The organism is Mycobacterium sp. NGS68, assembly GCF_059812195.1.
In genome coordinates, this window is the sequence record NZ_JCALCE010000004.1 from 99,605 (window position 1) to 116,633 (window position 17,029).

The following is a 17,029-nucleotide window of genomic DNA, read 5'->3' on the forward strand; positions in this document are numbered from 1 at the left end:
CGGGTCAGGTTTAGGGACACAAGTTACGGGAGACGATTCGGCCGTGGAACGCGGTGACACTGGCGTGCTTGCCGCTCAGCCAGGCATTTCTCGAGTGGATGGTGACGTTGTCAGCAGGTTCGCAACCTGCTGCCGCGCGCTGGGGATAACGATCTATGAGCGCCAGCGGCCGGCCGACCTGGCCGCCGCTCGGACGGGTTTCACCGCGCTCACTCGCATTGCGCATGAGCAATGCGATGCGTGGACGGGCCTGGCCGCCTCGGGCGATTTGTCGATGCGGGTGCTGGAGGCGGTGTCGCAGACCGTCGCCACGACCGGCGTGCTGCAACGGCAGGTGGAACTGGCGCCGGGCGCCCTGGGCTTCCGCTACGACACCGGGATGTATCTGCAGTTCCGGGCGACCGATCCGGACGGCTTCCACCTCGCCTACGCGGCGGCGCTCACCGGCGCCGGACGCTACGCCGAGGCCCACGAGCTGATCAGCAGCGTCACCGAGCGCCGTCCGAGCCTGCGGGAGGGCCGCTGGGCCGCCGTCGTGCTCAACTACCGCGCCGAGCGCTGGTCGGACGTCGTGAAACTGCTCACGCCGATCGTCAACGACCCCGGACTCGACGAGTCCTTCTCGCACGCCGCCAAGATCACGCTTGGCACCGCGCTGGCCCGCCTGGGCATGTTCGCGCCGGCGTTGTCGTACCTCGAGGAGCCCGAAGGTCCGGTCCCGGTCGCGGCGGTCGACGGCGCGCTGGCCAAAGCCCTGGTGCTGCGTGCGCACGTCGACGAGGAGTCGGCCAGCGAGGTGCTGCAGGATCTCTACGCGGCACACCCGGAGAACGAGCAGATCGAACAGGCTCTGACCGACACCAGCTTTGGGATCGTGACCACCACCGCGGCCCGCATCGAGGCCCGCACGGATCCGTGGGATACCTCCACCGAGCCGAGCGCGGACGACTTCGTGGACCCCGCGGCGCACGAGCGCAAGGCCGTGCTGCTGCACGAGGCCGAACGGCAGCTTGCCGAATTCATCGGCCTGGATGAGGTCAAGAACCAGGTGTCGCGGCTGAAGAGCTCCGTGGCCATGGAACTGGTTCGCAAGCAGCGCGGGCTCGCGGTTGCCCAGCGCGCCCACCACCTGGTCTTCGCCGGGCCACCGGGGACCGGCAAGACCACCATCGCCCGCGTCGTCGCCAAAATCTACTGCGGCCTGGGCCTATTGAAGCGAGAGAACATCAGAGAAGTACATCGCGCCGACCTGATCGGCCAGCACATCGGCGAGACCGAGGCCAAGACCAACGCGATCATCGACAGCGCGCTGGACGGGGTGCTGTTCCTCGACGAGGCCTACGCCTTGGTGGCCACCGGCGCCAAGAACGACTTCGGGCTTGTCGCGATCGACACCCTGCTCGCCCGGATGGAAAACGACCGTGACCGGCTGGTCGTGATCATCGCCGGGTATCGCGCCGACCTGGACAAGTTCCTGGACACCAACGAGGGTCTGCGATCGCGGTTCACCCGCAACATCGACTTCCCGTCGTACTCGTCGCACGAGCTGGTCGAGATCGCCTACAAGATGGCCGAGCAGCGGGACAGCATCTTCGAGCAGTCCGCCATCGACCACATGGAGCGCCTGTTCGCCAAGCTCGCGGCGGAGTCGACGCCGGACGCCAACGGCATTTCGCGGCGCAGCCTCGACATCGCCGGCAACGGCCGGTTCGTCCGCAACATCGTCGAGCGTTCCGAGGAGGAGCGCGAGTTCCGGCTGGACCACTCCGAACACGCCGGAACCGGGGAGTTCAGCGACGACGAGCTGATGACGATCACGGACGCGGACGTCAGCAAGTCGGTGGATCCGCTGCTGCGCGGCCTCGGCCTCTCGGTGCCGGCATGACGGCCCGCGAGCAGGGTCGCGAGCCGGAAGACGATCGGCGCTCGTTCTCGTCGCGTACCCCGGTCAACGACAACCCCGACGCGGTGGCCTACCGCCGCGGCTTCGTCACCCGCCACCAGGTCAGCGGCTGGCGGTTCGTGATGCGCCGGATCGCCTCCGGCATCGCGTTGCATGACACCCGGATGCTGGTCGACCCGCTGCGGACCCAGTCGCGGGCGGTGCTGATGGGCGTGCTGATCCTGATCACCGGGCTGGCGGGCTGCTTCGTGTTCTCCCTGATCCGGCCCAGCGGGACCGCGGGCAACAACAGCGTGCTCGCCGATCGCAACACCGCGGCGCTCTACGTGCGGGTCGGCGACCACCTGCACCCCGTGCTGAACCTGACCTCGGCGCGGCTGATCGTGGGCAAGCCGGACAACCCGACCACGGTGAAAAGCAGCGAGCTGGACCGCTTTCCCCGCGGCAACCTGATCGGTATCCCCGGCGCGCCGGAGCGGATGGTGCAGAACACCGCGCGCGACGCGAACTGGACGGTGTGCGACACCATCAGCGGGCCCCTGCAGGGCGGCCGCGCGGGCCACAGCACCGGCGTCACGGTGATCGCCGGCCCGCCCGACAGCACCGGCGCCCGCGCCGGCGCGCTGACCCCCGAGCAGGTGGTCCTGGTCGACTTCGCCGGTGACCGCGGCAGCGGCACGTGGCTGCTGTGGGAGGGCAAGCGCAGCCAGATCGACGTCGCGGACCACGCGGTCACCAACGCGCTGGGTCTCGGCACCGACCTGCCCGCGCCGCGGCCCGTCGCCGCGGGACTGTTCAACGCCATCCCCGAGGCGCCGCCGCTGAGCGCGCCGGTGATCCCCAACGCGGGCGGTCCGGCAAACTTCCCGGTGCCCGCCCCGATCGGCGCGGTGGTGGTGTCCTACAGCCTGGGCCAGCACTCGTCGGACACCTACTACGCGGTGTTGCCGGACGGCCTGCAGCCGATCTCGCCGGTGCTGGCCGCGGTCCTGCGTAACTCGAATTCCTATGGCCTGCAGCAGCCGCCGCGCCTGGGCGCGGACGAGGTCGCGAAGCTGCCGGTGTCGCGGATGCTGGACACCGCGCGCTACCCCGCGCAACGGGTCACGCTGGTCGACTCGGCCCACGATCCCGTTACCTGCGCCTACTGGAGCAAACCGGCCGGGGCCGCCACCAGCTCGCTGCGCCTGCTGTCCGGTTCGGCGCTGCCGGTGGCCGACGGCGTTCGCACCGTCGACCTGATCAGTGCCGGCGCGCAGGCGGCCGGCACCGCGACCCGGGTCGCCCTGGCGCCCGGCGTCGGCTACTTCACCCAGACCGCGGGCGGCGGTGCCGCGGCACCGCCCACCGGTTCGCTGTTCTGGGTGTCCGACACCGGGGTTCGCTACGGCATCGACACCGAGGCGGGCGGAACGTCCGGCCATTCCAAAACCATTGAGGCCCTTGGTCTGAACTCGCCGCCCGTCGGCATCCCGTGGTCGATCCTGTCGCTGTTCGCGAACGGGCCGACGCTGTCGCGGGCCGACGCGCTGCTGGCGCACGACGGCCTGGCCCCCGACACCAAGCCCGGCCGGGTGGCCGCCGAAGGAGAACCCCGATGAGCCGACTGATCTTCGAGGCCCGCCGGCGCCTGCCACCCCCGGCCACCCGCAAGGGAACCATCACCGTCGAGGCGCCCCCCGAGTTGCCCCGGGTGATTCCGCCGTCGTTCCTGCGGCGCGCGATGCCGTATCTGATCGTGATCCTCATCGTGGGCATGATCGTCGCGCTGGTGGCCACGGGCATGCGGCTCATCTCGCCGCAGACGCTGTTCTTCCCGTTCGTGCTGCTGCTGGCCGCCACCGGCCTCTACCGCGGCAACGACAAGAAGATGCGCACCGAAGAAGTCGACGCCGAGCGCGCGGACTACCTGCGGTACCTGTCGGTGGTCCGGGACAACGTCCGCGTGCAGGCCGGCGAACAGCGTAAGGCGGCGGAGTGGTCCCACCCCGACCCCGCCGCGCTGGCCACCGTGCCAGGCTCGCGCCGCCAGTGGGAGCGCGACCCGCACGACGCCGACTTCCTGGTGTTGCGGACCGGCCGGCACTCGGCGCCCCTGGCCGCCCCGCTGCGGGTCAAGGACACCGCCGACGAGATCGACCTGGAACCCGTGGCGCACAGCGCCTTACGGAGCCTGCTGGAGACGCAGCGCACGGTCCGCGACGTGCCGACCGGAATCGACCTGACCAAGGTCTCCCGGATCACCGTGCTGGGCAACCCCACCGAGGTCCGCGCCGCGCTGCGCGCCTGGATCGCGCAGGCGGTGACGTGGCACGACCCGACGGTGCTCGGCGTGGCGCTGGCCACCCGCACCTTGGAGGGCCCGGACTGGTCCTGGCTGAAGTGGCTGCCGCACGTCGACGTTCCCGGGCAGCTGGACGGCGTGGGGCCGGCCCGGTACCTGACCACCGAGCCCGACGAGCTGGTGGCACTGCTGGGTCCGGCGCTGCTGGACCGCCCGGCGTTCAGCGGGCAACCGGCCTTCCAGGAAGACCGAGCGCTGCGGCACCTGCTGATCGTCGTCGACGACACCGAGTACGACCTGGACGCCTCGGCGCTGGCGGTCGGCCGGGCCGGCGTCACGGTCGTGCACTGCTCGGTCACGCCGCCGCACCGCGAGCAGTACTCGGACCCGGAGAAGCCGATCCTGCGCATCGCCCGCGGCAAGATCGAGCGCTGGCAGACCGGCGGTTGGCAGCCCTACATCGACGTCGCCGACCAACTCGGCGCCGAGGACACCGCGCACCTGGCCCGCCGGCTGTCGCGGTGGGACTCCAACCCCACCCACGCCGGGCTGCGTTCGGCCGGCACCCGCGGCGCCAGTTTCCCGACGATGCTTGGCATCTCGGACGCGTCGCGGCTGGATGTGCCCGCACTGTGGGCGCCGCGCCGCCGCGACGACGAACTGCGCGTGCCGATCGGCGTCACCGCGACCGGTGAGCCGCTGATGTTCGACCTGAAGGACGAGGCCGAGGGCGGCATGGGGCCGCACGGCCTGATGATCGGTATGACGGGCTCCGGCAAGTCGCAGACGCTGATGTCGATCCTGTTGTCGCTGTTGACGACCCACTCCGCGGACCGGCTGATCGTCATCTACGCCGACTTCAAGGGTGAGGCCGGCGCGGACAGCTTCCGCAACTTCCCGCAGGTCGTCGCGGTGATCTCCAACATGGCCGAGAAGAAGTCGCTGGCCGACCGGTTCGCCGACACGCTGCGCGGCGAGGTGGCCCGCCGCGAGGTGCTGCTGCGCGAGGCGGGCCGCCGGATTCAGGGCAGTGCGTTCAACTCGGTGACCGAATACGAGAGTGCGGCCGCGGCGGGTCATGAGTTGCCGCCCATCCCAACGCTTTTCGTGGTCGCCGACGAATTCACCCTGATGCTCGCCGATCACCCGGAGTACGCGGAGCTGTTCGACTACGTGGCACGCAAGGGCCGCTCGTTCCGCATCCACATCCTGTTCGCGTCGCAGACGCTGGACGTCGGCAAGATCAAGGACATCGACAAGAACACCTCCTACCGGATCGGTCTGAAGGTGGCCAGCCCCAGCGTTTCCCGCCAGATCATCGGCGTGGAGGACGCCTATCACATCGAGTCGGGCAAGGAGCATAAGGGCGTGGGCTTCCTGGTGCCCGCGCCGGGCGCCACCCCGATCAAGTTCCGCAGCACCTATGTCGACGGCATCTACGACCCGCCGCAGACGGCGAAAGCTCTTGTGGTGCAGTCGACTCCGGAGCCCAAACTGTTCACCGCGGCGGCGGTGGAGCCGGATCACGGCACGGTGATCTCCGGCGGCGACGAGGACGAATCGGTCGGCCCGCCGCGCAAGCTGATCGCCACCATCGGCGAGCAGCTGGCGCGCTACGGGCCGCAGGCGCCGCAGCTGTGGCTGCCGCCGCTGGACGACCCCATCCCGCTGACCACGGTGCTGGCCCGCGCCGGGGTTCCGCAACGGCAATGGCGCTGGCCGATCGGTGAGATCGACAAGCCGTTCGAGATGCGCCGCGACCCGCTGGTCTTCGACGCCACGTCGTCGGCCGGCAACATGGTGATCCACGGTGGCCCGAAATCCGGCAAATCGACTGCGCTGCAGACGTTCATCATGTCGGCCGCCAGCCTGCACTCACCGCACGAGGTCACGTTCTACTGCCTGGACTACGGCGGCGGTCAGCTGCGCGCGGTGGAGGATCTGGCGCACGTCGGCAGCGTCGCGTCGGCGCTGGAGCCCGAACGCATCCGTCGTACCTTCGGCGAGCTGGAGCAGCTGCTGCTGTCGCGGCAGCGGCGCGAGACGTTCCGCGACCGCCCGGGCAGCGGGCACAGCAACGGCCACGGCAATGGCTCTTCGGCGCCGGAGCCCGATGACGGCTTCGGCGAGGTGTTCCTGGTCATCGACAACCTGTACGCCTTCGGCCGTGACAACACCGACCAGTTCAACACCCGTAACCCGTTGCTGGCCAGGGTGACCGAGCTGGTCAACGTGGGCCTGGCGTACGGCATCCACGTCATCGTCACGACCCCGAGCTGGCTGGAGGTGCCGCTGGCGATGCGCGACGGGCTCGGGCTGCGTCTCGAGCTCAAGCTGCACGACGCGCGAGACAGCAACGTGCGTCTGGTCGGTGCCCTGCGCCGGCCGGCCGACGCCGTCCCGCACGACCAGCCGGGCCGCGGGCTGACCATGGCCGCCGAGCACTTCCTGATCGCGTCGCCTGCGCTGGACCAGATTCCGGCGATCAACGCGCGCTACCCGGGTGTCGCCGCGCCGCCGGTGCGGCTGCTGCCCACCAACCTGTCGCCCGACGCCGTCGGGCAGCTCTACCCGGGGCCTGAGCAGGTGGTCATCGGCCAACGCGAGGAGGACCTGGCGCCCGTCACGGTCGACTTCGCCGACAACCCGCTGCTGATGGTCTTCGGCGACAGCAAGTCGGGGAAGACCACGCTGCTGCGGCACATCATCCGGACCATCCGCGACCACTCGACCGCCAGCCAGGTGGCCTTTACGGTGCTGGATCGCCGGCTGCATCTGGTCGACGAGCCGCTGTTCCCGGACAACGAATACACCGCCAACGTCGACCGGATCACCCCGGCGATGATCGGGCTGGCCAACCTGATCGAGGCGCGGCGCCCACCGGCGGGCCTGTCGGCGGCCGAGCTGTCGCGGTGGACCTACACCGGGCACACCCACTACCTGATCATCGACGACGTCGACCAAATCCCGGATTCGCCGGCGATGAGTGGTCCGTACGTCGGGCAGCGGCCGTGGACCCCGCTGCTCGGGTTGCTGGGCCAGGCGGCGGACCTGGGTCTGCGGGTAGTCGTCACGGGGCGGGCCACCGGGTCCGGACATGCGCTGATGACGAACCCGTTGCTGCGCCGCTTCAACGACCTGCAGGCGACCACGCTGATGCTGGCGGGCAATCCGGCCGACAGCGGCAAGATCCGCGGGCAGCGGTTCGGCCGGTTGCCGGCCGGGCGGGCGATCCTGCTGGGTGACAGCGACAGCCCGACATATGTGCAGTTGGTCAATCCCCTTGTTGGAGAGGGGATCATCCGGTGATTGGTGAAACGCAACAGAAGGGGAGATGGTCATGACGTTGCGAGTGGTTCCCGAAGGTCTGGCCGCGGCGAGCGCGGCGGTGGAGGCGTTGACGGCGCGGCTGGCGGCCGCGCATGCCGCCGCCGCCCCGCTGATCACCGCCGTGGTGCCGCCCGCGGCCGACCCGGTGTCGCTGCAGACCGCGGCTGGATTCAGCGCCCAGGGCGAGGAGCACGCGGCCGTCGCCGCCCAGGGTGTGGAAGAGCTGGGTCGCGCCGGCGTGGGCGTCGGAACGGCAGGCGCCAGCTACCTGGCCGGTGACGCAGCGGCCGCCGCAACCTACGGGATCGCGGGCGCTTAATAGTGACTGCGCCCATCTGGATCGCGTCTCCCCCCGAGGTGCATTCGGCGCTGCTGAGCGCCGGTCCCGGACCGGGGTCGCTGTTGGCGGCCGCCGGGTCATGGACTTCGCTCAGCGCCGAATACACCTCGGCGGCAGCGGAACTCAGTGGGCTTTTGGGGGCGGTGCAAACGGGGGCATGGCAAGGGCCGAGCGCGGAGCAGTACGTCGCCGCGCACGCGCCCTACCTGGCCTGGTTGACGCAGGCCAGCGCGGACGCCGCGGGGATGGCAGCCGAGCACGAAACCGCGGCGACGGCCTACACGGCCGCGCTTGCGGCGATGCCGACACTGGCAGAGCTGGGCACCAACCACGTCGTCCACGGTGTGCTGGTGGCGACGAACTTCTTCGGGCTGAACACAATTCCGATCGCCCTCAACGAGGCCGACTACGTGCGGATGTGGCTGCAGGCCGCCACCACCATGGGCCTGTACCAGGCGACCGCCGGCACGGCGCTCGCGTCCGCGCCGCGGGCCACGCCGGCGCCGACGGTGGTGACGCCCGGTGGCGAGGCGACGACGCTGGCCGACACCACCCAGACCGCCGCGGCCGCGCCGGCGGCCGACTCGGGGTCGTCGCTGGACAGCTCGAACATCATCGTCCAGTGGCTGGAGTCCTACGTGAAGTCGTTGCCCGACGGCGACGCCATCTGGAACTTCCTGTCCAACCCCATCCCGCAGATCCAGCAGATGATCATCGACTTCTCGACCAACCCGTCGGCGGCGCTAGTGACCTGGGGGCCACTGCTTTTCGCCCTCGCGTACCAGGCGTTCTGGCAGCCGGTCGGCTGGGGATTCTGGATCACGCTGCTGAGTTCGCCGGCCTGGCTGCCGCCGCTCATGGCGGTCGGTCTGGGGGCGCTCGGGCTGCTGGGCCTGGGCGGTCTGGACGATCTCCCCGACCTCGATGAGGAGGCCGCCGCGGCACCGGGCGGCGCCCCCCAACAGAACCTGCCGGTCCCCGGGATGAGCTCGACCATGTCGAGCCCCGCCGGAAGCCCGGCGTCGCCGGCGTCCGCGACCCCGGCGCCCGCGCCGGCCCCGACCGCCGGGGTGCCCGCGGCGGCGAGCTTCGCCTACGCGGTGGCGGGGATGGGCGGCTGGGGTCCCAGCTTCGGGCCGACGGTGGGCGGTCGCGGGAGCATCAAGGCACCCGCGGCGACCATTCCGGCGGCCGGTGCGGCGGCACCGCTTCGCGCGGAGGCGCGGGCCCGTCGGCGCCGGCGATCGGCGATGCACGACCACGGCGACGAGTACCTGGACATGGACTCCGACATCGGCGTGGTGCCGGAATTCGGTACGGAGGCGTCGGATCAGGGGGGCGGGCCGCTCGGATTCGCCGGCACCGCCCGCAAGGAGACCGTCACGGCGGCCGCGGGGCTGACGATGCTGGCCGGCGACGAGTTCGGCGGCGGCCCGCGGATGCCGATGGTGCCGGGGACCTGGCAGTCCGGCCCACATGACGCCAGTGAACCCGAAGATTCAGGGAAGGGGGGGCCTGAAAGTTATCGAAACGGTTCACCACGAGCTAGTGACTGATCGAGACTGGTCAGTTAACCGAAACACGAAGGGAGAGTCACTATGAGTTTTCTGGATGCGCACATTCCGCAGTTGGTAGCCGCGGAGACCGAGTTCGGCACCAAGACGGCCCTGATGCGGCACACCATCGGTCAGGCCGAGCAGGCCGCGATGGGGGCGCAGGCGTTCCACCAGGGTGAGTCGTCGGCCGCGTTCCAGGCCGCGCACGCCCGCTTCGTCGAGGTCGCGGCGCGGGTCAACACCCTGCTGGACATCGCGCAGGCCAATCTGGGCGCTGCCGCCGGCACCTACGTGGCCGCCGACGCCGCTGCCGCGTCGACCTACACCGGCATCTGACCTCCGATCAATCAACGGACCTGAAAGGACATTCCGATGTCGCAGATCATGTACAACTACCCGGCGATGCTGGGTCACGCCGGGGACATGTCGGGCTACGCCGGCACGCTGCAGGGCCTGGGCGCCGATATCGCCAGCGAGCAGGCGACCCTGTCCAACGCCTGGCAGGGCAGCACGGGTGTGACCTACCAGGCATGGCAGGCCCAGTGGAACCAGGCCATGGACGACCTGGTGCGCGCCTACCAGGCGATGGCCACCACGCACGAGTCCAACACCCTGGCCATGATGGCCCGGGACGCCGCCGAAGCCGCCAAATGGGGCGGCTAGCACCTGCCTAGATGAGCGCCGAACCGAATGCCGTCGAGCTGACGGTCGATAACGCGTGGTTTATCGCGGAAACCATTGGGGCTGGAAGCTTCCCGTGGGTTTTGGCGATCACCACCCCGTACTGCGATGCCGCGCAGCGGGTGGCGTTCTTCGACCGTCAGCGGGCCGAGCTGACCGAGATGGGTCTGTTGTCGGCGGACGGCGTGATGAACCCAGCGGTCGCGGACTGGATCCGGGTGGTGTGCTTCCCGGACAGGTGGCTGGACCTGCGATTCCTGGGGCCCGCTCCGGCGGGCAGCCCCGGCGAGCTGTTGCGGGGAGTGGTCGCGCACCGGCAGCGCGGCGCCAAAACGGTGGTGGCGCTGCGCAGTGCGCAGTTGATCACGCTCACCGCGATGGACGTGGACGGCCCGCTCGGGCTGGTTCCGGTCCTGGGTGTGGGGCTGGCGCAGCGGCAGCCGGCCCGGTTCGACGAGTTCAGCATGCCGACGAGGGTCGGTGCCCGGGCCGACGAGCGCCTGCGGTCCGGCACCCCCCTCGCGGAAGTCATTGACTACCTCGGTATTCCGGAGTCCGCGCGGCCCGTGGTGGAGTCGGTGTTCTCCGGCCCGCGCAGCTACGTCGAGATTGTCGCCGGCTGCCGCCGCGACGGGCAGCAGTGGACCACCGAAGTCGGGATGAGCATCGTGGACACCGCCGCGGGACGGGTACTGGTCAGCCCGTCGCGCGCCTTCGACGGCGAGTGGGTCTCCACCTTCAGTCCCGGCACGCCCTTCGCGATCGCCGTCGCGATCGAACACCTGACCGCCAACTTGCCTGACAGCCAATGGTTCCCGGGCCAGCGGCTGTCCCGAGACTTCTCGGTCCAATCGTCATAACCCCCTCGTAGAAAATCCAGATAGAGAAGAGAACACGATGTCTGCTGAATGGCCCCAACACGCGTCGAGGGCCCGATGACCGCCGTCATGCCGATTGTCCGCGTTGCGATCCTCGCGGACAGCAGGTTGACCGAGATGGCGTTGCCCGCCGAGTTGCCGCTGCGCGAAATCCTGCCCGCGGTACAGCGTTTGGCGGCTCCGGTGGTTCCCGACGGCGCCGACGGCGACATTCCCGCCGACGCCGGCGCGACGGCCCAGCTGAGCCTGGCCCCCATCGGTGGCGCGCCGTTCAGCCTGGACGCCAGCCTGGACACCGTCGGCGTCGTCGACGGCGACCTGCTCGCGCTGCAACCGGTCCCCGTCGGCCCCGCCGCACCCGGCATCGTCGAGGACATCGCCGATGCCGCGATGATCTTCTCCAGTTCACGGCTGAAGCCATGGGGCACAGCGCATATCCAGCGTGGCGCGCTGGCGGCGGCGGTCCTGGTGACCCTGCTGGCGACCGCGCTGGCCGTCACCTACCGGGTGGCCACGGGCGGGCTGGCCGGGCTGGCGGTCGTCAGTTCCGTCGCGGCCGTCATCGCCGTCACCGCCCTGGTGGTCCGGACCCGCTCGGCGGGCGCGGGCATCGCGCTGTCCATCGCGGCGCTGGCGCCGATCGCCGCCGCGTTGGCGTTGGCGGTGCCCGGCAAGTTCGGTGCCGCGCAACTGATGCTGGGCGCCGCGGGTGTCACCGCGTGGTCGCTGGTGGTGCTGCTGGTGCCCGGCCTCGACCGGGAGCGCATCGTGGCCTTCTTCACCGCGTCGGCGGTGGTGGGCACCGCCGTGCTGCTTTCGGCCGGCGCCGAATTGCTGTGGCAGCTTGCGGCTTTGGCCATCGGCTGCGGCCTGATCGTGGCCGCCCTGCTGATCACCATCCAGGCCGCTCAGCTGTCCGCGCTGTGGGCACGGTTCCCGTTGCCGGTCATCCCGGCGCCGGGTGACCCGACCCCGTCGGCGCCGTCGTTGCGGGTGCTCGAGGACCTGCCGCGGCGCGTGCGGGTCAGCGACGCCCACCAGAGTGGATTCATCGCCGCCGCGGTGCTGCTCAGCGTGCTGGGCTCGGTGGCGATCGCGTGGCACCCGCAAACCCTGAACGGCTTCGGCTGGTACGTGGTCGGAGCGACGGCGGCCACCGCGACGCTGCGCGCCCGGGTGTGGGATTCGGCCGCCTGCAAGGCGTGGCTGCTCGCCCAGCCCTACCTGGTCGCCGGCACGCTGCTGGTGCTCTACACGGCGACGGGACGCTACACGGCGGCGCTGATCGCGGCGCTGGTGCTGGTGGCGTTGCTGGCCGTGTGGGTGGTCGTCGCGTTGAACCCGCGCATCGCCTCGCCGGACAGCTACTCGCTGCCGTTGCGCCGCGTGCTGGGCTTCGTCGCCGCCGGCCTCGACGCCTCGCTGATCCCGGTCATGGCCTACCTGGTCGGTCTGTTCAGCTGGGTCCTCAATCGATGATGCGAGCCGGATCGGTCCGTGTCACGGCGACTCTGGCCGCCTTTGCGGCCGCGGTGATGTGGACGTGTCCGTCGGCGCTCGCCGTCAACAAGCCGCAGGTCGATCCCGCGGTGCCGCCGCCGAGTGGTGCCCCGGGGCCGGGGCAGGCGATGGAGCAGCGCGGCGCGTGCGGCACCTCCGGGCTGCTGCCGGGTAGCGATCCGGGCGTGGCGACGCCGAGCCAGACGATGCTGAATCTGCCTGGGGCGTGGCAGTTTTCCCGCGGCGACGGCCAGCTGGTGGCGGTGCTGGACACCGGTGTGCGGCCGGGGCCGCGGCTGCCGAACGTCACGCCGGGCGGTGACTATGTGGAGACGACCGACGGCCTGACCGACTGCGACGGGCACGGAACGCTGGTCGCCGGGGTCATCGCCGGCCAGCCCGGTGACGACGGCTTCGCAGGGGTCGCGCCCGCGGCGCGCGTGGTGTCGCTGCGCGTGGCGTCGGCCAAGTTCTCCCCGAAGACGCCGGGCGGCGACCCGCTGGTGGCCCGGGCGACGCTGGACGTGGCGACCCTGGCCCGGGCGATCGTGCATGCGGCCGACCTCGGGGCACGGGTGATCAACATTTCCGCGATCACCTGCCTGCCCGCCGATCGCAACATCGACCAGGCCGCGCTGGGTGCGGCGCTGCGCTACGCCGCGGTGGAGAAGGACGCGGTGGTGGTGGCGGCCGCCGGGAACAGCGGGCCGACCGGGTCCATCACCGGCGGCGCGTCGTGTGACTCCAATCCGCTCACCGATCTCGGCCAGCCGAAGGACCCGCGGAACTGGGCGGGCGTCACATCGGTCTCCATCCCGTCGTGGTGGCAGCCGTACGTGCTGTCGGTGGCTTCGCTGACGCCGGAGGGGCAGCCGTCGAAGTTCACCATGGCCGGCCCGTGGGTGGGCATCGCGGCCCCCGGCGAGAACATCGTGTCGGTGAGCAACCGCGACGGCGGCGGCCTGGCCAACGCGCTGCCCGACGAACACCAGCAGATGGTGGCGCTCAACGGCACCAGCTATGCGGCCGGTTACGTGTCCGGGGTGGCGGCGCTGGTGCGCAGCAAATACCCGACGTTGACCGCCGAACAGGTGGTGCGTCGCATTACCGCCAGCGCGCACCACGGCGCCCGGACGCCCTCCAACGTCGTCGGCGACGGCACCGTCGACCCGGTGGCGGCCCTCACCTGGGAGCTGCCCCCGCCCGCGGCCGGGCCTACCGCGGCGGCAAAGCCGGTCGCCGTGCCGCCCGCACCGGCACCGAAGGACAACACACCGCGGGTCGTCGCATTCGCGGGGACCGCCGCGCTGGCCCTGGTGGTCGCGGCCGTCGCCACGACCGCCACTATCGCCGCGCGCCGACGAAAGGAACCCACCTCGTGAGCCAATCGATTGTGTGGCCGGGCCCCGGCCGCGTCACGCTGGCGCTGCTGGCGGTCGTGCCGGCGGTGCTGGCCTACCCGTGGCACTCGTCGCGCGACTACTGGGTGCTCGGCATTGCCGTCGCCGTGGTAATCCTGCTGTTCGGCTGGTGGCGCGGCCTGCATTTCACGACCATCGTGCGCCGCCGGCTGGCGATGCTGTTCCGCGGCGACCGGTCCGTGCGCGACTCCGAAAGCGACACCAGCGCGACCGCGGTGGTGCGGGTCGGGGCGCACGACGGCGCGGACGTGCTGCCGTTGCCGGTGATCGCCGGATACCTGGACCGCTACGGCGTGCGCGCCGACACCGTGCGAATCACCAGCCGCGGCAACCCATCCGGAGTCCGCGAGACCTGGGTGGCGCTGACACTGTCGGCCGTCGACAACCTGGCGGCGCTGCAGGCCCGCTCGGCGCGGATTCCCCTGCGCGAGACGGCACAGGTCGCGGCGCGTCGCCTGGCCGACCACCTGCGCGAAATCGGTTGGGAGGCCAGCGCTGTCGACCCCGAGGAGGCCCCGCGCCTGATCACGTCGGCCGGACGCGAGACGTGGCGCGGCCTGCCGCAGGGTTCGGATTACCTGGCGGCCTACCGGATCAGCGTGGACGGCGGCCTGCCCGAGACGCTGGAGGGGGTCCGTTCGCATCCCGCGCGCGAGACCTGGACGGCCCTCGAGATCGCCGGGGAGCCAACCAATTACACGGTTGCCGCGGCCTGCGCCTTCCGCGCCGAGGGCCAGCCCGGTCCGGCGGCCCCGCTGGCCGGTCTCACCCCGCAACGCGGAGACCACCTGCGCGCCCTGACGGCGTTGGATCTGCTATCCACCGCGCGCCTCGACGGGCACGCCGCGGCGCCCGCCGACCTGCTGGCACGGCTGGATTGGCCGACCCCGCCGTCGGGTGCGCATCGGGCACCGTCGGCCGAGGCGGCGACAGCGGTTATCCAGAACCACGCCCTCACCGCAGGCTCGACGCCATGAGCTACTCGTACATGAAGCCGTGCAGGAACGGTGTCATCCGCCGCAGGTAGTCCAGCTGGCTGATGTGCATGACGTGGCTGCCCGGGAACCAGTGCAGCCGGCAGCGGTCCCAGTGCTCCCACAGCGTCACGGCGTGCTCGGGCGGCGCCATCCGGTCGCCGAGGCCGGTGATGATCATCCGGCGCTCCTTGGGGATCACGGGCTCGTAGTTGAGCGGGCAGTGGTAGGCCAACCCGGTGTCCAGTTCGTCGTGCTTGATGCTGGTGAGCCACAGCCCCAGCTTGACCAGCTCGCTGGCCGGGAACCATTCTTCGAACAGCTTCGCGGGCGTGACAACCGGGCAGTTGGGGATCACCGCCTCGAGCCGGTCCTCGATCGTGGCGAGCAGCGCGGTGGTGTAGCCGCCCAGCGAAAGCCCGGTCAATGCCACGCGTTCGACTCCGGTGCTGCGCAGATAGTCGACTAAAGACCGGAAGTCGTGCACGGCCTGGGCCATCGACTCCGCGAAACCGCTGAGCCCGCTGGCGAAGTAGCCGAAACCGCTGAACGGCGAGAACTTCTCGGCCCGGCGCCCGTGGAACGGCAGGGTGTAGAGCAGCACGTCGTAGCCCGAGCGGTAGTACCACGGCAGCGAGAAGAACAGGCCGTTGGCCAGGTACGACGACCCCATGAAGCCGTGGATCACGCACAGCGTCGGGCGGGGCCCGTCGTCGTGGCGCCAGTGCTGCGCGTGCACGGTGTTGTTGGCCTTGAGCGCGCTCCACTGCTTGCGCATCGCGGGGTTGACGGCGCGGAAGCTGCTGGCGAACGCGAGGTCGTCGACCTGGCCGCGCGCCAGCCACTCCGCCACCGGGTTGGCGCGTCGCGATCGGACCAGCGGCATCTCGGTGGGCGCCGGGAACGACTTCGCCGTGTCCCGCTCGGCGGCCAGTTCGGCGTAGAAGCGCAGCTTGTCGCGTTCGCTGCCGGGCTGGCGCAGGGCATTGGCGATGACCGCCGGCGCCACCACGGTGAGCATCGACGCGGCGGCGGTGCGCAGCGCGAGGTCGCCGATGGCGGATGCGTCGACGACGAGGCGCTGGCTGCGCGACAGGGCGGAACGCCGGGGCAGCCCGTCGGCGCCGGCTGGTACGTCCGCACCCGCGGCGCCCGGCGGCACCGGCACGTCCGGAACGGAACCGAGCGGATCGAGCGTTTCTGCGTCGGATATCACGGCCAGCTCCCCTTTCTTACCGCGCAACGCGATGGTATCCCGCAAATCCGGAGTCTTGAGCCCTTCGATGCGGATACGGTGCGCGGCGCCGAACCATCCGGTAATACGGTTTGTCTAGCCGCGTCGACGGGTGACGGGGTTGATCAGGAGGACCGACATGTGGGATCCCGACGTCTACCTGGCCTTTGCGGACCATCGCAGCCGCCCGTTCTACGACCTGGTGTCGCGGGTGGGGGCCGAGCGGGCACGGCGGGTGGTCGACCTCGGCTGCGGACCGGGCCACCTGACGAAATACCTGGCCAAGCGCTGGCCCGGGGCGGTGATCGAGGCGATGGACAGCTCGCCGGAGATGGTGGCCGCCGCACGGGAGCGTGGGATCGACGCGACCACCGGTGACCTGCGAACCTGGAAGCCGAAGCCCGACACCGACGTGGTGGTCAGCAATGCGGCCCTGCACTGGGTGCCCGAGCACGCCGACCTGCTGCTGCGGTGGGCTAACGAGCTGGCGCCCGGCTCGTGGATCGGCGTCCAGGTCCCGGGCAACTTCGAAACGGCGTCGCATGCCGCGGTGCGGGCGCTGGCCCGCCGCGAGCCCTACGCGAAGATCATGCGCGACATACCGTTTCGGGTGGGAGCCGTGATCCAGCCGCCGGTGCACTACGCGAACCTGCTGATGGACGCCGGCTGCAAGGTCGACGTCTGGGAGACCACCTACCTGCACCAGCTGACCGGCGAGCATCCGGTGCTCGACTGGATCACCGGCACCGCGCTGGTCCCGGTGCGTGAGCGGCTCGACGACGCGAGCTGGGAGCGGTTCCGCGAGGAGCTCATCCCGCTGCTCGACGACGCCTACCCGCCCCGCGCCGACGGCACCACGATCTTCCCGTTCAGGCGGGTCTTCATGGTCGTCGAGGTCGGCGGCGGCACCCGCTCGGGCGGTTAGCCC

General features: G+C 70.7%; 12 protein-coding genes and 1 pseudogene. 12 read left to right on the forward strand and 1 reads right to left on the reverse strand.

What is annotated here, in order from left to right; genetic code table 11:
* Positions 1-43 precede the first annotated feature (43 nt).
* The 11 genes and pseudogenes from eccA to eccE all read left to right on the forward strand — a co-directional run bounded on the left by eccA (position 44) and on the right by eccE (position 14,870).
* Positions 44-1,885, forward strand: coding sequence for a type VII secretion AAA-ATPase EccA (eccA, locus tag AC5Y5V_RS06850; protein ID WP_499932135.1), 1,842 nt, complete (start codon positions 44-46; stop codon positions 1,883-1,885).
* A complete protein-coding gene (eccB, locus tag AC5Y5V_RS06855) occupies positions 1,882-3,504 on the forward strand; it encodes a type VII secretion protein EccB (protein ID WP_499932137.1) in 1,623 nt (540 codons plus the stop codon). Before eccA ends, eccB begins: the two co-directional genes overlap by 4 nt.
* Positions 3,501-7,531, forward strand: a pseudogene (eccCa, locus tag AC5Y5V_RS06860) (type VII secretion protein EccCa). The gene eccB and the pseudogene eccCa overlap by 4 nt, the downstream one beginning before the upstream one ends.
* A complete protein-coding gene (locus tag AC5Y5V_RS06865; RefSeq protein WP_499932139.1) occupies positions 7,528-7,836 on the forward strand; it encodes a PE family protein in 309 nt (102 codons plus the stop codon). Before eccCa ends, AC5Y5V_RS06865 begins: the two are co-directional and overlap by 4 nt.
* A 2-nt stretch (positions 7,837-7,838) precedes the next feature.
* Positions 7,839-9,413, forward strand: coding sequence for a PPE family protein (locus tag AC5Y5V_RS06870; protein WP_499932141.1), 1,575 nt, complete (start codon positions 7,839-7,841; stop codon positions 9,411-9,413).
* A 42-nt stretch (positions 9,414-9,455) separates the two neighbouring features.
* Positions 9,456-9,749: a type VII secretion protein EsxS gene (locus AC5Y5V_RS06875; RefSeq protein WP_499932143.1), complete on the forward strand. Its 294-nt coding sequence runs from the start codon at positions 9,456-9,458 to the stop codon at positions 9,747-9,749.
* A gap of 36 nt (positions 9,750-9,785) precedes the next feature.
* The gene (locus AC5Y5V_RS06880) at positions 9,786-10,076 is read left to right on the forward strand and encodes a WXG100 family type VII secretion target (RefSeq protein WP_499932144.1); all 291 of its coding nucleotides are present in this window, start codon (positions 9,786-9,788) and stop codon (positions 10,074-10,076) included.
* An 11-nt stretch (positions 10,077-10,087) separates the two neighbouring features.
* Entirely contained in the window at positions 10,088-10,954 is an 867-nt protein-coding gene (locus tag AC5Y5V_RS06885) for an ESX secretion-associated protein EspG (RefSeq protein ID WP_499932146.1), read from the forward strand.
* Between the two features lie 75 nt (positions 10,955-11,029).
* Positions 11,030-12,451, forward strand: a complete 1,422-nt coding sequence (gene eccD / locus AC5Y5V_RS06890; protein WP_499932475.1) for a type VII secretion integral membrane protein EccD — start codon at positions 11,030-11,032, stop codon at positions 12,449-12,451.
* Positions 12,448-13,854, forward strand: coding sequence for a type VII secretion-associated serine protease mycosin (gene mycP, locus AC5Y5V_RS06895; protein WP_499932147.1), 1,407 nt, complete (start codon positions 12,448-12,450; stop codon positions 13,852-13,854). Before eccD ends, mycP begins: the two co-directional genes overlap by 4 nt.
* On the forward strand, positions 13,851-14,870 hold the full coding sequence (gene eccE / locus AC5Y5V_RS06900; RefSeq protein WP_499932148.1) for a type VII secretion protein EccE: 1,020 nt from the start codon (positions 13,851-13,853) through the stop codon (positions 14,868-14,870). Before mycP ends, eccE begins: the two co-directional genes overlap by 4 nt.
* Position 14,871: 1 nt before the next feature.
* On the opposite strand, the gene AC5Y5V_RS06905 is transcribed toward eccE, so the two are convergent.
* Entirely contained in the window at positions 14,872-16,080 is a 1,209-nt protein-coding gene (locus tag AC5Y5V_RS06905) for an alpha/beta hydrolase family protein (RefSeq protein ID WP_499932477.1), read from the reverse strand.
* Positions 16,081-16,240: 160 nt separating this feature from the next.
* Between AC5Y5V_RS06905 and AC5Y5V_RS06910 the strand changes: the two genes are divergently transcribed.
* Positions 16,241-17,026 carry a trans-aconitate 2-methyltransferase gene (locus AC5Y5V_RS06910; RefSeq protein ID WP_499932150.1) on the forward strand — a complete coding sequence of 262 codons (786 nt, stop codon included), beginning with the start codon at positions 16,241-16,243 and terminating at the stop codon, positions 17,024-17,026.
* Positions 17,027-17,029 lie beyond the last annotated feature (3 nt).